The organism is Arthrobacter sp. Y3221160 (genome assembly GCF_059092585.1).
This window is the reverse complement of sequence record NZ_JBNHHU010000001.1, coordinates 1,260,927-1,275,486: the sequence shown is the minus strand read 5'-3', so window position 1 is coordinate 1,275,486 and position 14,560 is coordinate 1,260,927. Positions and strand designations below refer to the sequence as shown.

Annotated in this window: 18 protein-coding genes; 11 read left to right on the top strand and 7 right to left on the bottom strand. The window is 62.5% G+C overall.

The features are described 5' to 3' along the window. Positions 1-29 precede the first annotated feature (29 nt). The 3 genes from AC5RWG_RS05790 to AC5RWG_RS05780 are packed head-to-tail and all read right to left on the bottom strand — an operon-like array spanning position 30 to position 3,195. Complete coding sequence (locus AC5RWG_RS05790; protein ID WP_494166559.1) at positions 30-1,322, bottom strand: flavin monoamine oxidase family protein; 1,293 nt, start codon at positions 1,320-1,322, stop codon at positions 30-32. A gap of 23 nt (positions 1,323-1,345) precedes the next feature. Continuing rightward, positions 1,346-1,681 (bottom strand): cupin domain-containing protein, encoded by a 336-nt coding sequence (locus AC5RWG_RS05785; protein WP_452034436.1) that lies wholly within the window; start codon positions 1,679-1,681, stop codon positions 1,346-1,348. A gap of 17 nt (positions 1,682-1,698) precedes the next feature. Further along, complete coding sequence (locus tag AC5RWG_RS05780; protein WP_494166558.1) at positions 1,699-3,195, bottom strand: APC family permease; 1,497 nt, start codon at positions 3,193-3,195, stop codon at positions 1,699-1,701. A gap of 176 nt (positions 3,196-3,371) precedes the next feature. Here AC5RWG_RS05780 and AC5RWG_RS05775 point away from each other — a divergent pair, with 176 nt between their 5' ends. The 6 genes from AC5RWG_RS05775 to AC5RWG_RS05750 all read left to right on the top strand — a co-directional run bounded on the left by AC5RWG_RS05775 (position 3,372) and on the right by AC5RWG_RS05750 (position 7,817). After that, positions 3,372-4,010, top strand: coding sequence for a TetR/AcrR family transcriptional regulator (locus tag AC5RWG_RS05775; RefSeq protein WP_494153141.1), 639 nt, complete (start codon positions 3,372-3,374; stop codon positions 4,008-4,010). A 312-nt stretch (positions 4,011-4,322) separates the two neighbouring features. After that, positions 4,323-4,928 (top strand): helix-turn-helix domain-containing protein, encoded by a 606-nt coding sequence (locus tag AC5RWG_RS05770; protein WP_494166557.1) that lies wholly within the window; start codon positions 4,323-4,325, stop codon positions 4,926-4,928. Further along, positions 4,921-5,640: a B3/B4 domain-containing protein gene (locus AC5RWG_RS05765; protein WP_494166556.1), complete on the top strand. Its 720-nt coding sequence runs from the start codon at positions 4,921-4,923 to the stop codon at positions 5,638-5,640. The genes AC5RWG_RS05770 and AC5RWG_RS05765 overlap by 8 nt, the downstream gene beginning before the upstream one ends. Continuing rightward, positions 5,637-6,545 carry an EamA family transporter gene (locus AC5RWG_RS05760; RefSeq protein ID WP_494166555.1) on the top strand — a complete coding sequence of 303 codons (909 nt, stop codon included), beginning with the start codon at positions 5,637-5,639 and terminating at the stop codon, positions 6,543-6,545. Before AC5RWG_RS05765 ends, AC5RWG_RS05760 begins: the two co-directional genes overlap by 4 nt. Then, the gene (locus tag AC5RWG_RS05755) at positions 6,542-6,892 is read left to right on the top strand and encodes an antibiotic biosynthesis monooxygenase family protein (RefSeq protein ID WP_494166554.1); all 351 of its coding nucleotides are present in this window, start codon (positions 6,542-6,544) and stop codon (positions 6,890-6,892) included. Before AC5RWG_RS05760 ends, AC5RWG_RS05755 begins: the two co-directional genes overlap by 4 nt. 82 nt (positions 6,893-6,974) lie before the next feature. Then, entirely contained in the window at positions 6,975-7,817 is an 843-nt protein-coding gene (locus tag AC5RWG_RS05750) for a PhzF family phenazine biosynthesis protein (RefSeq protein WP_494166553.1), read from the top strand. A 361-nt stretch (positions 7,818-8,178) separates the two neighbouring features. Here AC5RWG_RS05750 and AC5RWG_RS05745 read toward each other — a convergent pair whose 3' ends face one another. The 3 genes from AC5RWG_RS05745 to AC5RWG_RS05735 form a co-directional block, all read right to left on the bottom strand. Further along, positions 8,179-8,433: an NAD-binding protein gene (locus tag AC5RWG_RS05745; RefSeq protein WP_494167098.1), complete on the bottom strand. Its 255-nt coding sequence runs from the start codon at positions 8,431-8,433 to the stop codon at positions 8,179-8,181. Further along, on the bottom strand, positions 8,426-8,626 hold the full coding sequence (locus AC5RWG_RS05740) for a hypothetical protein (protein ID WP_494167125.1): 201 nt from the start codon (positions 8,624-8,626) through the stop codon (positions 8,426-8,428). Before AC5RWG_RS05740 ends, AC5RWG_RS05745 begins: the two co-directional genes overlap by 8 nt. 121 nt (positions 8,627-8,747) lie before the next feature. Continuing rightward, the gene (locus AC5RWG_RS05735; protein WP_494166552.1) at positions 8,748-8,909 is read right to left on the bottom strand and encodes an HAD family hydrolase; all 162 of its coding nucleotides are present in this window, start codon (positions 8,907-8,909) and stop codon (positions 8,748-8,750) included. Positions 8,910-9,020: 111 nt separating this feature from the next. Between AC5RWG_RS05735 and AC5RWG_RS05730 the strand changes: the two genes are divergently transcribed. Together AC5RWG_RS05730 and AC5RWG_RS05725 are read left to right on the top strand one after the other, a co-directional pair. Beyond that, positions 9,021-10,181, top strand: coding sequence for a calcium:cation antiporter (locus tag AC5RWG_RS05730; protein WP_494166551.1), 1,161 nt, complete (start codon positions 9,021-9,023; stop codon positions 10,179-10,181). Between the two features lie 135 nt (positions 10,182-10,316). Beyond that, positions 10,317-10,523, top strand: coding sequence for an AI-2E family transporter (locus AC5RWG_RS05725; protein WP_494166550.1), 207 nt, complete (start codon positions 10,317-10,319; stop codon positions 10,521-10,523). A 618-nt stretch (positions 10,524-11,141) separates the two neighbouring features. Here AC5RWG_RS05725 and AC5RWG_RS05720 read toward each other — a convergent pair. After that, entirely contained in the window at positions 11,142-11,582 is a 441-nt protein-coding gene (locus AC5RWG_RS05720) for a hypothetical protein (protein ID WP_494166549.1), read from the bottom strand. 78 nt (positions 11,583-11,660) lie between these two features. Between AC5RWG_RS05720 and AC5RWG_RS05715 the strand changes: the two genes are divergently transcribed. From AC5RWG_RS05715 to AC5RWG_RS05705, 3 genes are all read left to right on the top strand, one after another. Beyond that, positions 11,661-12,038 (top strand): hypothetical protein, encoded by a 378-nt coding sequence (locus AC5RWG_RS05715; RefSeq protein ID WP_494166548.1) that lies wholly within the window; start codon positions 11,661-11,663, stop codon positions 12,036-12,038. 1,185 nt (positions 12,039-13,223) lie between these two features. Next, positions 13,224-13,592, top strand: a complete 369-nt coding sequence (locus AC5RWG_RS05710) for a zinc ribbon domain-containing protein YjdM (protein WP_494166547.1) — start codon at positions 13,224-13,226, stop codon at positions 13,590-13,592. Positions 13,593-14,109: 517 nt separating this feature from the next. Continuing rightward, positions 14,110-14,550 (top strand): hypothetical protein, encoded by a 441-nt coding sequence (locus tag AC5RWG_RS05705; protein WP_494166546.1) that lies wholly within the window; start codon positions 14,110-14,112, stop codon positions 14,548-14,550. Positions 14,551-14,560 lie beyond the last annotated feature (10 nt).

Sequence of the window (14,560 nt, the reverse complement as noted above, 5' to 3'; positions counted from 1 at the left end):
GCAGGCTCAAGCCTCGTGGGTTACCTGTGTTATTCGAGCTTGGCGGCGACGATGCGCGCGGTGGACAGACCGCTTTCGATGGCGCCGTCGATGAAGCCGCCCCAGCCGTTGGCGTAGTCGGAACCGGCGAGGAAAACGTTCCCTTCGGGGCGCTGCATTTCCTCTAGACTTTCCGACAGGTATCCCGTGTAGTGCATGGGCCAGGTGGATTTGGCGAACTCGTCGCCGACCCAGGAGTGCCCGGTGATTTCGAGGACCTCAATGCCGGGGACCAGTTTCTCCAGCACAGCCTGCGCGGCGTCCCTATCTTCGACATCGACTGCGTTTCCGTCCGGTCCGAAGGCGACCAGAGTAGTGCTGTCCTCGTCGAAGTATTCGGACTGGACGAAGTTGATTGGCCAGTCTTCTGCGCCAAAAGCGACAAACCGGTCCCACTTGCCCCTAACCTTAATCCACACCTTCGCCCCCAGGCCTGCTTGGCCGCGTGAGGCAGCGGCCTGCTTGCCTTCCGAGAGCGCGGGCGAGAACTCAACCGAATCCAGTGCGTTCAGCGGCAACGTAACGATCACAGCCTTGGCGGCGTGGGTCGCCCCGTCCGCGGTGGTGACGGTGACCCCGGCGTCGTTCTGCTGTACACACTTGACGGTGCTGCTGAGGTGCAGGTCCGCCGTCGTGTCCGCCAGGATCGCGGCGGCCAGGGCGGCCGTTCCGCCCTGCACCTTGTAGGTGGCGCATGCTTCGAACATGAGCATCCAGTCGCCGCTGGCGGCCGAGCACCAGCGCAGTGCCTGGGTGAAGGCGGCGTCTTCGATCTTGCCGTTGAAGTTCAGCGACCAGAACGTGCGCAGCAGTTGGCGTGCTTCTTCGTCCAGGTTCAGCGCGTCAATCCGGGCGGAGAGGCTTTCGTGGTCCACGCCCTTGACCGCGGGGTTGCTCAGCGGCTGGTACGGCAACGGGATCAGTTCGCGGGTTTGCTCCAGCAGGCGTTTGTTGGGTTCGTCGATGATCTCCAGTACCCGCTCGGCCGGTCCCTCGTGCCGCTGTCCGTCGGCCCACCAATAGGCTTTCTCGAACTCCGGGCCGGCGACCACGCCGATGCCGTAGCGGGTCATCTCCGCCCATACGTGGGGCTGGACCCAGTGGACCCAGGTGCCTCCGAGTTCAAGGCCGCGGCCCATCCGCTCTTCCACCCACGTGCGGCCCGCGATCCGGTCGCGCGCCTCGAGGATCTTCACGGTATGTCCACGTTGCGAGAGTTCGCGGGCTGCGGTGAGGCCGGCGAACCCGGCCCCGATGACGACGACGTCAGTAGTAGTGCTCATTGGTTGCTTCTTTCAGGGAATGGTTAGCTGTAGACGAAGAATTCGACGGTGGGTTCGACCACTGTCCATCGGGTCTTGGCTCCCTTGGAGAAGGAGGCCATGCTGCCGGCCTTGAGGTCGAAGGTGTCCCCGTCGAGGACTTCGATGTGGAGGTGGCCGGAGACGATGTAGATGGTTTCGTCTTCTTCGATCGGCAGGTCGAACGGTTCCGGGGCGTCTTCGGGCGTGACATGCCAGATGCCGGACGCGAGGGCCTGGTTGCCGCCGTCGCCGTTGCGGCGCAGCCACTGGACCTGGCCGACCTCGAACGGCTCATATTGGGTTTCGGTGTGGTCGGCGTGGAAAACGGGTGATGTCATGGTGATCTCCTTGGGGGCTAGTTGGTTGGTTCGGGGGTGGATACGGGATCTTCAGCCGGGTACTCGGTGCGTCGCGGTTCGCGGAGTAACGGCAGCTTTTCCTGCCCGCGGCGGCGGATGGCGTAGAGGACCAGGGAGAGCAAAAGGATGCCGACGCCGATGGAGAGTTCCAGCGGTCCGCCATAACCGGTGAGTTCGGAGGACAGCGAGCCGACGACCAGAACGACGGCACCGTAGATGGTCAGGGTGATCGCCAGTGGCATTGCTGTGCGCCCGGCACGGAATGGTCGAGGCATCTGGGGGTGGTCTTTACGCAGGATGATGAAGCCGCTGACGGCCAGCAGGATCGCCAGCAGGTAGCCGAGGTTCGCCGCGACCAGGATCGAGATCGGATTGGAGACGAAGATGATCAGCAGGATGTTCATGACGACGGCGGTAAGGATGGCCCGGGCGGGAACCTGGTGCTTGTTGAGCTTCTCGAACTGCCGGGGAACGAGCCCGTCCAGCGCCGCGCCGTAGAGGGCACGCGAGCCGTCGGCCATGCTGGCGTTGACTCCCATGAGCAGCGCGCCGATGGAGATGATCAGCATGATGTCAGCCATCGGGCCTGCGGGCAGCACGCTGGCGAAGGCGTTGACGAAGACGCCGCCGACGTCGGCCGCCGCGTCTTCGCGGGAGATCAATCCTCCAACGCCCAGCGGAACCAAGGCGAACATGGCGAAGGTGTAGGCACCCGACGCCGACAGGGCGCGCTTGGCGTCCTTGCGTGACTTGTATTCCGGGGTGAAGGCGGCGCACATTTCGGTGCCGTAGGCGGTCCAGCCCACCAGATACAGCCAGACAATCGCGTCCTGCCAGCCGCCCCAGTGGTCGGCACCTTCGCCGCCGAGGCCCCAGGTGAGGTTCTCGACGTGCCAGTTACCGCTGATGATGGGCGAGACGACGAAGATCAGCAGCGGAATGACCAGCAGCGCACCGAGGAGCTTGTTCACCCAGGCGGCGGGCTGCGCACCGAAGAGATTCGGGACCATGATGGCCAGGATCAGGGCGATACCGATCAGTTGGCTCAGTCCGATCTGGGCGATGCCGAGGTCCAGCACCCAGGTCTGGTCCGGGAACCAACGCGCCTGGATGATCGCGCCGGCGGTGAAGCTAACGACTGAAATGACCGCGGACCAGCCGAACCAGTAGCCGAAAGTGGCCAGCGCACCGGCGGGCGCGAAACGTTCCTTCCATGCCTCGTGTGCATAGACGGGGACTCCGCCCGGCTTGTTCGGGAACATGGACGCCATTTCGGCAAAGAGATTGTTTTGGAGCCAGCCGATTCCTGCCGCCAGTGCCCAGATGAACAGGGCGGATAGGGCGCCGATGGCGGCCATCGTGGCGCCGAAGGAGACAAACAATCCGCCGGAGACGGCCATAGCCAGAGCAAAAGCATCCTGCCAGCGCAGCGTCTTGTGAAGTGACGGTTCCGCTGCCGGAACGGCGGCAGCGGGTGAGTTTGGGTTGGTCATCACGGGACCTTTCAATGAAGAATGCCGGAACGCATCGACAAGTGAGTGTGAGGTGGGGCACGTCCACCCACAACTATGCACTTGCTTAGTTCCGAACGTCAATAGGTTTGGAAAAGTTCTTTTCTGGGCCGAGGGCTCTTGGGAGATCGGACCGCTTGTGTAGATAGACTCGTTTCATGCCCAGTGGACGAGCGCACAAATACGGTGACGGGCGGGAAGCCCTCTTGGCCGCCGTCGTAGGAGTCGTGGCTGAAAAAGGGCTGCGGGGCCTGACCTACCGCGCCGTTGCGGAGCGGGCAGGCGTGAACAACACGCTGATCTCCCACTACTTCGGTTCACGAAGCGCACTGTTGGAAGCGGCTATGGAATGGGCCTCTGCTCGGTCCATCCGTCTCAGCGATCTATCGGCCACCGAGGAAGTCAATGAGGATTTCGCTCGCGCCCTGGTGGAACTCGTCCAGTCAGAACCAGAGCTGCAGCTGTTCCAGTACGAAATGATCTTGGAATCCCGGCGAAAACCAGAACTCCGCCCCTCAGCGGTCAAGCTCTATGAGAACTACGTCGCCTCGATGCAACAGGCACTGCAGAAACACGGCTATCAAGACACAGGCCCATTGGCGCGCGCAATTTTCGCAGCCCTCGACGGCTTGGTCCTGCAGCAACTGACAGTGGCCGATACCGGTTCAATACATGATGCGATCCTGCGAGTAGGGCAGCTGCTGGAAAGGACGCCTCGTCAGCAGAGCTCCGTCCTGGAGAAAACACATTTGGCCCCGAGCAACCCGTTGGGTAGTACAACGGCGAGAGCTATATGACGCGGCGACTCGCTGGCATGTACCCGCCAGGTTGTAGTCGGTGGAGTTGGTGAAAATCAGACCCGCCTGCCTGGCCGGGGCAGGGCAACATCGTTGACGTCGGATTCTGGCGCCTGCAGGTACGGGCAGACCTGCGGACGGCGGCGCTCCAAGAGGTTATTCCACCACGGAACGTGGTGGAATTTAGATTCGCGCTTTAACATCTACGACGCCGTTGCTTGGAGGTTAGGGGCGAGGTGTCTGGACGGCAGTGCCTGCTGTTGTGTCTTCTAGGGTAGGAAACTGCGCATACAGTGCACTACGATGCACTGTATGGATGAAGGCGCAGAGACACTGGCGCGCGCGATCGGCGCGCGGGTGAAGCAGGAGCGGAGCGCTCGCGGCTGGACGCTCGACCAGCTCGCCCAGAGCGCTGGGGTGAGCCGGCGCATGGTCGTCAATGTTGAGCAGGGCTCGGTGAACCCGAGCGTCGGCACCCTTCTGCGGCTCTCCGATGCGCTCGGTGTCGGCTTGCCCGCTCTCGTGGAGCCCCCCGCCTCGAGGGCCGCGAAGGTGACTCGGAGCGATGACGGCGCGGTGCTGTGGACCGGCGCTGCCGGTGGCCGCGGTGTGTTGGTGGCCGGCACGGAGCCGCCCGACGTGGTCGAACTTTGGGATTGGACGCTCTCATCGGGCGAGCGTCACACGAGCGAGGCCCATGCAGCCGGCACACGCGAACTGCTCCAGGTCCAGCAGGGCTCGATCATGGTCGAGGTCGGCGGACACGCCCACACGCTCGAAGCCGGAGACGCGCTGACGTTCTTCGGCGACGCCGACCACTCGTATTCCAACCCGAGCCATGCCCCCGCCCGCTTCACGCTTGTCGTCTATGAGCCAGGGGTGGGGCACGCGCACAGAACGGAGAACCCCGATGTCTGAGCCCCTGTCCCCGAAAGCGTTCCTCGCCGCGTGCGCGGTGGATCCTGCCGTGTTCGAACTGCGGCCGGACTACCGTGCCCTTCTGCTCGTCGTCGACGGGCTCGACTTGGAGGCCGCATCCTCGTTGGCCGATGAGCTGATCGACCGGGCTGAGGCCCATGCCCGGGCGCTGCTCGCTGTGTCGTCAGCGGAGGACCTGCCGCACATCGCGGCCTGGCGGGAGGCGTACCGGGCGTTCGGCGCGAAGCCGCAGCGCACCCGCAATAGCCTGGAAGCTCTCACCCGCCGCGCGGAGAAGGGTCTGCCGCGGGTGAACCCGCTCACGGACGTCTACAACGCGGTCTCGGTGCTGCACCAGATTCCGCTCGGCGGCGAGGACTTCCACCGGTACGAAGGTCCCGCTCGTCTGGCGCGCGCCGTCGGTGAGGAGACCTTCGACACGGTCGCCGACGGCGAGACCGTGATCGAGCACCCCGAGGCCGGCGAGGTCGTCTGGCACGACGAGGTAGCCGTGACATGCAGACGGTGGAACTGGAGACAGGGCCGCCGCACCGGGCTCTCTGATGACACACGGACGGCGTTCTTCATCCTCGACGCCCTCGCCCCGGTCACCGACGCGGAGCTGACCGCCGCTGCGGACGCCCTGGCCCACGCGCTCTCTGCCGTCGGTTCTGAGGTCCGTGTTTCGCGGCGGCTGATGGGCGCTCCATGATCGGCGGGCGCAGCGCCCGTGGGATCCCGCCGTGGTCGATGGCGGTCGCGGCGATGCTCGCCGTGCAGCTCTCCAACGCCCTCTCGGTCCCGGTGATCGAGCAGGTCGGGGCCGGCGGAACGGCCTGGCTACGGATGTGCTTCGGGATGGCCTTCTTGTGGATGATCGCCCGCCCGGCGATCCGTTCTCTTCGCCGCAAGGACCTTTCCGCGTTGCTCGCGCTCGGTGTGGTCACGGGGTTCATGACGACGTTCTTCCTCGCCGCCGTCGAACGCATCCCGCTGGGCACTGCGGTCGCGATCGAGTTCCTCGGCCCCCTGACCGTGGCGGGTCTGATGAGCAAGCGCCGAAAGGCGCTCGTGTGGCCGCTGCTCGCCTTCATCGGCGTCGTCCTGCTCACCGAACCCTGGCACGGAAACATCGATCTCGCTGGCGTCGGATTCGCCCTGGCCGCGGGTGCGTGCTGGGGTCTGTACAACGTGCTCACGCAACACGTCGGCGACCGGTTCTCCGGCATCAGCGGGCTCTCGCTCACGATCCCGATCGCGGCGCTGGCCACGCTGCCGGTCGGGTTACCGCAGGTGATCGGCGGTGATCTCGCCTGGTGGGTGCTGCCCGCGGCCGCCGGAATCGCGCTGATCACCCCGGTACTCGCATTTGGGCTCGAGATGCTCGCGCTGCGCCGCATGACCCACCCCGCGTTCGGCACGCTGCTCTCCATCGAGCCCGCCTTCGGCATCCTCATCGGCTTGCTCGTGCTCGCTCAGACGCCCACGTTCATGCAACTGCTCGGGATCGCCATCGTGATCGTCGCCGGAGGCGCAGCACAGCGCGGCGGTGCTCGAACAACCGACCGCATCACCACCACCGACCTACCCGCTTCAGCGACGAAGGAGATCCCATGACCGCCACGCCTAGGTACTCCTCGACGTTCATCTTCAAGGTCGGCGCGCTCGACGACGACTTCCACCGCATCAACGACGAGGTCGCCCAGCGAGCACGCAAGATACCCGGATTCCTCGGGGAAGAGGTGTGGCACAACGAAGACACCGGCCTGCACTCCGAAGTGTACTACTGGACCAATATGGACGCGCTCCGACAGCTCGTCGGCATGGACACCCACCGGCTCGCAAAGTCGCGGCACGAAGAATGGCTCGGCGCGTACCGGGTCGTGATCTCCGAGGTGCAGTCCGTCTACGGCGACCCGGCACTCGGCCTGGAGCACACGCCCGAGCTGCAGGACCGGTCATGAGCGTCTTCATCGGTATCAGCGCATTCCCCTTGACCCCGATCGCAGACGATGCCGTGGGCGAGCAAGAGAGAGGATTCGGGGCATGAAGCGCAGATTCAGCCAGGTCGATGTGTTCGGCGAGGATCCCTGCACCGGCAATCCCGTCACAGTGGTCCTAGACGCAGAGGGGCTTGACGAGGAGGCGATGCGGAGGTTCTCGGTCTGGTCGAACCTGTCTGAGTGCACCTTCGTGCTGCCACCGACAGGCACCGGCGCGGACTATCGGGTGCGCATCTTCAGCCTGAACACGGAGTTGCCGTTTGCGGGGCACCCGACCCTGGGAACTGCGCGGGCCTGGCTGGATTCAGGAGGTGTTCCCGGGGCGCCCGGCGTCGTGACGCAACAGTGCGGTGCCGGCCTGGTTCCCGTCCGAATCGAAGGGGACAGGCTCGCCTTCTCAGCGCCTCCGCGACAGCGCTCGGGCCCGGTCGACCCCGACCTGCTGACCGCACTGGTCGAGGTCCTCGGGATCGAGCGCGAGCAGGTCGTGGACGCGGAATGGCTCGACAACGGCCCTGGCTGGGTGGGGCTCCTGCTCGACCACGCGGAAACGGTGCTGACGCTGCGCCCGGACGCGACCGCGCATCCGGGCCGTTGGGACATCGGCGTGATCGGCGCTCATGACCTCGGTTCGGAGGCCGCGTTCGAACTGCGGGCGTTCTTCACCGAGGGCGATGAGCCGCTGCGCGAGGATCCAGTGACAGGGAGCCTGAACGCCGCAGCCGCGGAATGGCTCATCGCGACAGGCCGCGCGAGCGCGCCCTATGTCGCCGCGCAGGGCACCGCGATGGGCCGACGCGGCCGTATCCATATCAGCGACAACGACTGCAAGCTCTGGGTCGGTGGGCGAGCCGAAGTCGTCATCTCGGGGTCCGCCACCCTGTGACGGTTCAAGAGGCAGAGGTTGCTGCGTACGGAACGTGATTCGCGCTTTAACCTTTCGGGCTCGGGGGCCGTGCGGCTCTCGTCGCTACGGGGGTGGCGGCGAGAGCTTCTATTTCCGGCGGGAAACCCCCTGTTGCCCTGAAGAGACTGATCAGACCAAGTTGCTGAAGGCCTCAGCCCTGTCTTTTGTCCCTTGCACGATAATTTGATCGTCGTCGTAGAGCACTGTCTGTGGGGTGGGGTGGTGTGCTCCCACTGTCCACCCTTGCGCTTGACTGCAACTACTGTGATGTCGAACTTCGAGCGCAGGTGCAGCACGCCCAGCGGACGATCCCGGGCCTCCTCCGGCGGGGTGGTTCGAATCATGATGAAATTATCTTCGAATTCGACATAGTCCAGATCGCCCCGCGGACCAAATGCGCCACCCGGCGGCCCATGTCGTGTTCGGGCCGGATCACATGGTGCACGCCCAGCTGTTCGAGGATCTCCGCGTGCGGTTCACTGATGGCCTTGGCCCAGATTCCGGGCCTTGCGAACTTTAGGAGCCGCGAAGTGGTGAGGATGCTGGCCTCTACATCGGTGCCGATGCCCACCACGGCGCGGTCGAACTCATGCACCGACAAGTCGCAGCACTTCGTCTTTGGTGGAGTCGGCGCGGACTACATGGGTCAGCAGCCCATTAAAGGACTGGACGGTCTCTTCGTCGGCGTAGATGCCCAAGACCTGGGTGCCTAAGGACTCGAGCTCCAGCGCCAATGACCCCGACCTGCGCTGCTGCCAGGATGGCTCCCCAGTAGTCGGGGATTCCATGATCAGAGGCTGCCCGCTGCGGCCCGGGCCGGAAGCTGGAGCTGAGGCCGCTTTGGCTTCCGGGCAGCACTCGATGTGCTTCCGCAGGGCGACGGCAGAAGATCTTCGGCCGAAAGGATCTCTAATTGAGCAGGTTGGACAGGGCGGTCACGACGCCGTGCTCCTTGTTCCTTGGCGCAGTGTAGCGGGCGCGGGAACGCAGGATCGGGTGGGCGTTGTCCATAGCGAACGCCAGCTCGGCGCGGTCGAGCATTTCGAGGTCGTTCAGGAAGTCGCCGAACACAAGACCAGACCCCGCTCAAGTAGCATGAACACCAGAGATAACGCCGCGGATGGGACGGCCCGTTCGCCTCGATCGACACGGGGACGGCCTCGTGGAATGGGGTTTAACCCTATGGTTTCCTCAACCGCGCAATCCATCTTCACTCCAGCCGCGCTCGTGCGCCTCGTTGTCGGCTGGGGCGCCGTCGTCGGACTGGTCTTCGCCGGTCCCCTGCTCGAGCCACCAGTTCCCGAATGGCTGCTCGTCACGGCACTCGTTGTCATCGTTGGCGTCATACTGGTCTGCGCCTTCGGGGTGGTCCATGAAGCCGAGCATTTAGCCCACCGACTTGGTGACCCCTACGGCTCGCTGGTCCTCACACTCTCGATCGTGCTGATCGAGGTAGTGCTCATTTCCGCCGTCATGCTGGGACCCGGCGAGTACCCCACCATCGCCCGAGACTCGGTCATGGCCGTATCAATGATCATTCTTAACGGCGTAATCGGGCTCTCTGTTCTCGTCGGGGCGATCAAACACGGCAACCTGGGCCACAACCGAACCGGCACTTCCTCCTACCTCGCCCTGCTCATCGTTCTCGCCTCGCTGGCGTTTGCCCTGCCGGCTCTGATCGGGCGTGACGGCTCCTACACGCCGGGGCAGGCAACCCCCATCATCTTGCTGACCCTCGCCCTCTATGCCTTCTTCCTGTACCGGCAGATGGGCAGGCAAGCCAACGACTTCCGAGAAGTCGATTCTCGCTTCGCCGCCGGGCTAAGCGCCCACGGCAGTGACGCAGCGGAGCAGGGCCGCAGTAGCGTCACTCAAATCATCGCCGAACATCGGACCGAGGTATTGCTGCGGACCGCGTTGCTTATCGTGACGGTATTGCCCATCGTGCTGCTGTCACACGACATGGCCACGCTGCTGGACGACGGGCTCGAACGCGTCGGTGCGCCAGTGGCACTTTCAGGCATTCTTATCGCCATGATTGTTTTCCTGCCCGAGTCGATCACATCAGTGCGCGCAGCGCTACAGGGCGAGATCCAGCGTGTCAGCAATCTATGTCACGGCGCCCTGGTATCCACGGTAGGTCTGACAATCCCGGCCGTCCTGATCATCGGTGCCCTCACCGATCAGGCCGTCGTGCTCGGCGAGTCGCCAGTGAACCTGTTACTCCTTGGCGTCACGCTGATGCTGTCGGTGACAACGCTTGCCTCCAAGAAAGTCACCGCGATGCACGGCGCCTCCCATCTCGTGCTCTTTGCGGTCTATGGCATCGCCGTGTTCTCTTGAGCCAGAGGGCTATCCCCATGCTCCCTTTTGTTGGAGCATGGGGGACGGTGCTAGTTGCGCCAGGCTGCGTCATGGATTTCTGCAATCCAGAAGCCATGGTTTGCACGTTGACGCGGTGTCATCGCGGAGGGTTCGGTGCTGATTTTCTTTTCGGCCTGCATCCCGATCCTCGGAGCCATCGCAAGCGGCGCGCTGGCTACCCTAGTGGCTCTCCTCTCCGGCGCCTGGACGATGGCGCTCATCGTGCTCGGCATTGTGCTGCTGGTCCAGCAATTGGAGAGCAATATTCTCCAGCCGATGCTGGCATGGGGAAAGAGTCGGTCGGTAGGTTCGGCGCTTTGATGCAAAAACAAGCGCTGCTCTTGGCTGTTGTCTGGATGGTGGGGGGGTATTGCTACCGCTGTGCTGCGTCTGGCGAACGGTGAGTCCCTTCTTGTCCGCCTGCTCATTTCCTCAGGATTTTTCGTCGCCGCCGGGCTCATGTCGGTGGCGTGGCGCATAGCCGAGAGCCGCGCCGAAAGAAACCGACCCTAGTCTCTTACCGTGGGACGACGATCGAGAATTGATCACCGATCACCAGCGGCGAAAAGTCCAACCGCACAGACGAAGCAGAGCGCACCGACCAAACTCAGGGAAAGTAGTGCTTTCCGCTGAGGCCCTAGCGGTTCCCCTTCCTGCCGTGGCCGTGCAATGGCATAAATGGCCGATCCCATATTCAGGATCAAACTGACGGCGAGGAGCATCATTGTCTGCTGCTGCGTGAACTCATCCGTGCACCGCCAGCTTGGGGGGCCGTATCGTGGCCACATGAATTCCAGCCTGCCTGCGGGTCTCCGACCGCCTCTGGAGGTCGCCTTGGCCCATGCCGTGGAGAAGATTCCAGGCCCCGGAGGCCCTGTGGAACTCTCCAAAGACCGAGTTAACAACTGGGCCAGTCACCCTTGGATGGGCCTGGTGGCATTAAAGGTTCGCTGGATGGTGTCCTGTGTAGCCAGAGTCAGATGCTGAGCGGGAGGTGACTGTGTGGGGCGCTATGACTACTTGCACGTCGTCTTCGTAGAGAAGCTTTCCCGGGTCGTTCGAGTGAAGAACCTGCCAGCCGACGCCATAGCGGCTAAGAAGATCCGTGTAGAACTCCACTCCTGCGATTAGATCCGTGGCCGTGCGCTTGAACCAGGATTGCGCTAAAGGGTTGATTGCTCGGTCGTAAATCAGCTTGTCCACCGTTGAAGGGTCGGTGTACACGGAATTGAAATGATCATTCGCTTTCCTCCAGGCAACCCAGTCTTTGTCGCTGAGTTTCCCGTCTCTGGCTAGACCGTTGGCAAGAGCGAAAATTCCTGGGTAGCTACCACGACCGTTGGGACTGCTTGCTTGGTAGCGTACAAACTTTGAATCCATGTTCCCTAGCTAATCACTGGCGGGTGATTAGGGCGGCAGGGGACCTCTCGCAATCATGTGCCGTTCTAGGTTCCCAATTTGGGTGTCTCGAAACCTCTGCGCCTCGAATCCCTAGCGATTCAAGGCAAACCGTGGGCGATCATTGGTTTGTTCGTTGCCCAGCTCTACGAACCGGAAAAGAGTGCCCTGTTTAGGGCTGCCGACCTCAGTGATGGTGATGCCATAACCTGGGCAAGGATCGCCCTGATGCCGGCAGCCGTCGGAATCGTTCTCGGATGTATCGCCGGTGTGACAGTAGCGGCCGGCGACACCAGCACGGGTCCTGCCGATGGCCCTAGTTTTCTTGGTCTTCGCAGCTGCCATTTGGATAATGCTCAGGCCAAGGAACCGGCAACTCAGGGCAAAACCGTAGGCTACAGCAGAGTGGAAACCAAGCAGCCCTACCCTGCCGTCTGAAGCAGCGAACCTAGTTCCCCTAGGCAGGCGAGCATAATGGCCAGATGGCCACCTATCGGCGGACCACCTTTCCCGCAGTTACCGGAAATGCGGACAACGCTCCGATAACGAACACATCAATCAGAGGCTGTTTCTCTGCCAACCTGCTAGCTTCAGCGCATGAAGCAACGACTAGTGCCGGCTCTAGCAATTGCAGGACCGCTCTCGGCTGCCCTGCTCACCGGATGCGGGGCCGAAAATGAAGTGAAGGCTGGAAGCCAGCCACCGCCTGGTTTCCCAGGACGTGCCGCTACAGCAGTCGCAGATACCGGGCCTAGGCTGGGTAGTTGGCTGATGCAGCGACGACGGCCCCGAACGGTTAGAAAGGTGACTCGGTGATGGCTGATCAAAGACTGGTTTTCGTAGTAGTTGCCCTAGTAATCGGCCTCATGGCGATTGTCGTTTTGTTGTGGTTCTTGGCACATCGGACCCGAAAGACCTACGAGCAAACAAGCATGAAAGGCATCGAGGTCAAAGGGGTATCGGCGTCGACTGCATTTGATTGGCACCATAGCGTGGAGGCATTGGTGGAGCGAATAACTGGAATAGTCCAGTCAAATCGCAAGTACAAATCAATCACCACGACAGACTCGGGACTCGAAATCCAGGTCAAGGGCAGCTTTTGGTCTTGGGGAGAGGTCATTCACCTGTCATATCAATCATCGGCTCCCCCTCTTAGGGTTACAGCTAGATGCCGTCCGCGAGTGCAGGCAACACTTTATGATTACGGCCAATGCGGAAAGGATCTGGCCGAATTGCTGGAGTCAATGGCCATTGACCCCGTGCGGCCCTAGTCAGTGGGGGAGGAGCAAGGATAGAGTCTACCGGGCCCAGAGCACGCCCTGCTCCACCGACTGCCACAGCAGATTCCTGGGTCTCGGCGTATACGCGGCGGACGGACGACCGGCGGTGGACGAATGTGCTGGCCGATCCCTGATCCGCTGACACCTCAGGGGTCGCGCTGCGCCAGCGGACAAACAGGTGATCTTGACACCGTTCACAGAAACTCCTTTATGGCCCTGCCGTTTACTCTTCGTCGGACAAGGGCACGAGATGCGAGTCGTCCCAGCACTGGAAACCCCTCTCGCAATCATGCGCGCAGATATGAGGTTATTCGATTACGGCACGTGGTTGAATTCCGCTTCAATGTCTGACGCTCTGCCGGCTTGCCCGGAGTGCCACGAGGCGTTTACCTACGAGCAGGGCGCCTTGTTGGTATGTTCGATGTGCGGGCACGAATGGTCCAAGGTCTCGGCCGAGGCCACACCTGAGACCACGCCCGAGACCGCTTCGATCAAGGATGCCGTTGGCAATGCGCTCGCCGAGGGTGACACGGTCACGATCGTCAAGGACCTCAAGGTCAAGGGCGCCGGTGGCGGTGTGGTGAAGGTCGGCACCAAAGTGCGGGGCATCCGACTGATTGAGGACGGCGTGGGCGATCACGACATCGACGCGACCGTTCCCGGGTTTGGGCGGATGCAACTGAAATCTAGCGTGGTGAAGAAGGTCCTCTGACCCGCGGCCATTGCCCATGTATAGGGGTTTCGTCGTCGACGATCCTGTTCGCAACTGGATCATCGAAACCAGTCGATGCGTAGTCCGCTGCGCTATCTGCGGCCGGGCCTCGGCGCCGGCCAACCTTTGGCGAGGAAACGGTCCGCCGCCCTGACACGCTTTTTAGTCGGGCTGCTGGCGCAGTACTGCCCAGGCTTGGAAACCGCCGATAAGGTCGGTCGCACGGGTCAGTCCCAGCCGTTGCAGGGTGTGTGCTGCGAGGTTTGAGCGTAGCCCTCATTGCAGACGACGACGATCCGCCGAGCGGCAGTACCGCGTCATGGGCCACAGTTACCGGCATGGCTTTCCTTTTGCTTGCGATTGTACTTGGACGCAGCAAGAGGAAGGACGAAGGCTAGACCAGGTCGCTGTGACACGTTTGGATGGCACCGGTAGCTTGCACAGTGGTTAGAACTGCTCATATTCCTTGCAGGAAGGGACAGTCCCGGGTCCTCTCCGAGGGTGGGAGAATTCCGGCATGTGCTCGACAGTCCTGTGGACCATAAATCGTGCGGCGTTCACCCCGGAATTCAGGGAGTGGACGTTGAAGCGCATTGGCACGGAACCCCAGGTATCTGCGCTTCGAATCGAAGACAGCCCTCTCGTTTCCAAAACCGCGACGGCGTTCACCCTCACCTTGAACTCCTGTGACTGCGACTCTGCTGTGGCGCGGGGTGGGGGACGCCTTCGTCCGGACGTGCCAACCGGGGACGATTATGTCGAATGGCTACGGGCGGTGCCCAGCGAAACACGTTTCGTGAGCGGGGTTTGTGTCATTCGGACCTGGAACCCGGAACAAGTCGTTTCTCCCCACGGCGCCGATCGCATCGCCATCGAAAACCTGAGCCCCGATCACATCGAAGGGATACCGGAGGAATTGCTTCTGGCGATCGACTTCCCGACCGGACCAACATGGTGACTCTCGGCTG

Bases quoted from the DNA above. Each gene is read 5' to 3' on its own strand.
- AC5RWG_RS05780 (WP_494166558.1), bottom strand. From the start codon at position 3,195: ATGACCAACCCAAACTCACCCGCTGCCGCCGTTCCGGCAGCGGAACCG.
- AC5RWG_RS05710 (WP_494166547.1), top strand. From the start codon at position 13,224: ATGTCTGACGCTCTGCCGGCTTGCCCGGAGTGCCACGAGGCGTTTACC.
- AC5RWG_RS05755 (WP_494166554.1), top strand. From the start codon at position 6,542: ATGACCGCCACGCCTAGGTACTCCTCGACGTTCATCTTCAAGGTCGGC.
- AC5RWG_RS05775 (WP_494153141.1), top strand. From the start codon at position 3,372: ATGCCCAGTGGACGAGCGCACAAATACGGTGACGGGCGGGAAGCCCTC.
- AC5RWG_RS05760 (WP_494166555.1), top strand. From the start codon at position 5,637: ATGATCGGCGGGCGCAGCGCCCGTGGGATCCCGCCGTGGTCGATGGCG.
- AC5RWG_RS05770 (WP_494166557.1), top strand. From the start codon at position 4,323: ATGGATGAAGGCGCAGAGACACTGGCGCGCGCGATCGGCGCGCGGGTG.
- AC5RWG_RS05720 (WP_494166549.1), bottom strand. From the start codon at position 11,582: ATGGATTCAAAGTTTGTACGCTACCAAGCAAGCAGTCCCAACGGTCGT.
- AC5RWG_RS05785 (WP_452034436.1), bottom strand. From the start codon at position 1,681: ATGACATCACCCGTTTTCCACGCCGACCACACCGAAACCCAATATGAG.
- AC5RWG_RS05730 (WP_494166551.1), top strand. From the start codon at position 9,021: ATGGTTTCCTCAACCGCGCAATCCATCTTCACTCCAGCCGCGCTCGTG.
- AC5RWG_RS05790 (WP_494166559.1), bottom strand. From the start codon at position 1,322: ATGAGCACTACTACTGACGTCGTCGTCATCGGGGCCGGGTTCGCCGGC.
- AC5RWG_RS05765 (WP_494166556.1), top strand. From the start codon at position 4,921: ATGTCTGAGCCCCTGTCCCCGAAAGCGTTCCTCGCCGCGTGCGCGGTG.
- AC5RWG_RS05705 (WP_494166546.1), top strand. From the start codon at position 14,110: ATGTGCTCGACAGTCCTGTGGACCATAAATCGTGCGGCGTTCACCCCG.
- AC5RWG_RS05750 (WP_494166553.1), top strand. From the start codon at position 6,975: ATGAAGCGCAGATTCAGCCAGGTCGATGTGTTCGGCGAGGATCCCTGC.
- AC5RWG_RS05740 (WP_494167125.1), bottom strand. From the start codon at position 8,626: ATGGAATCCCCGACTACTGGGGAGCCATCCTGGCAGCAGCGCAGGTCG.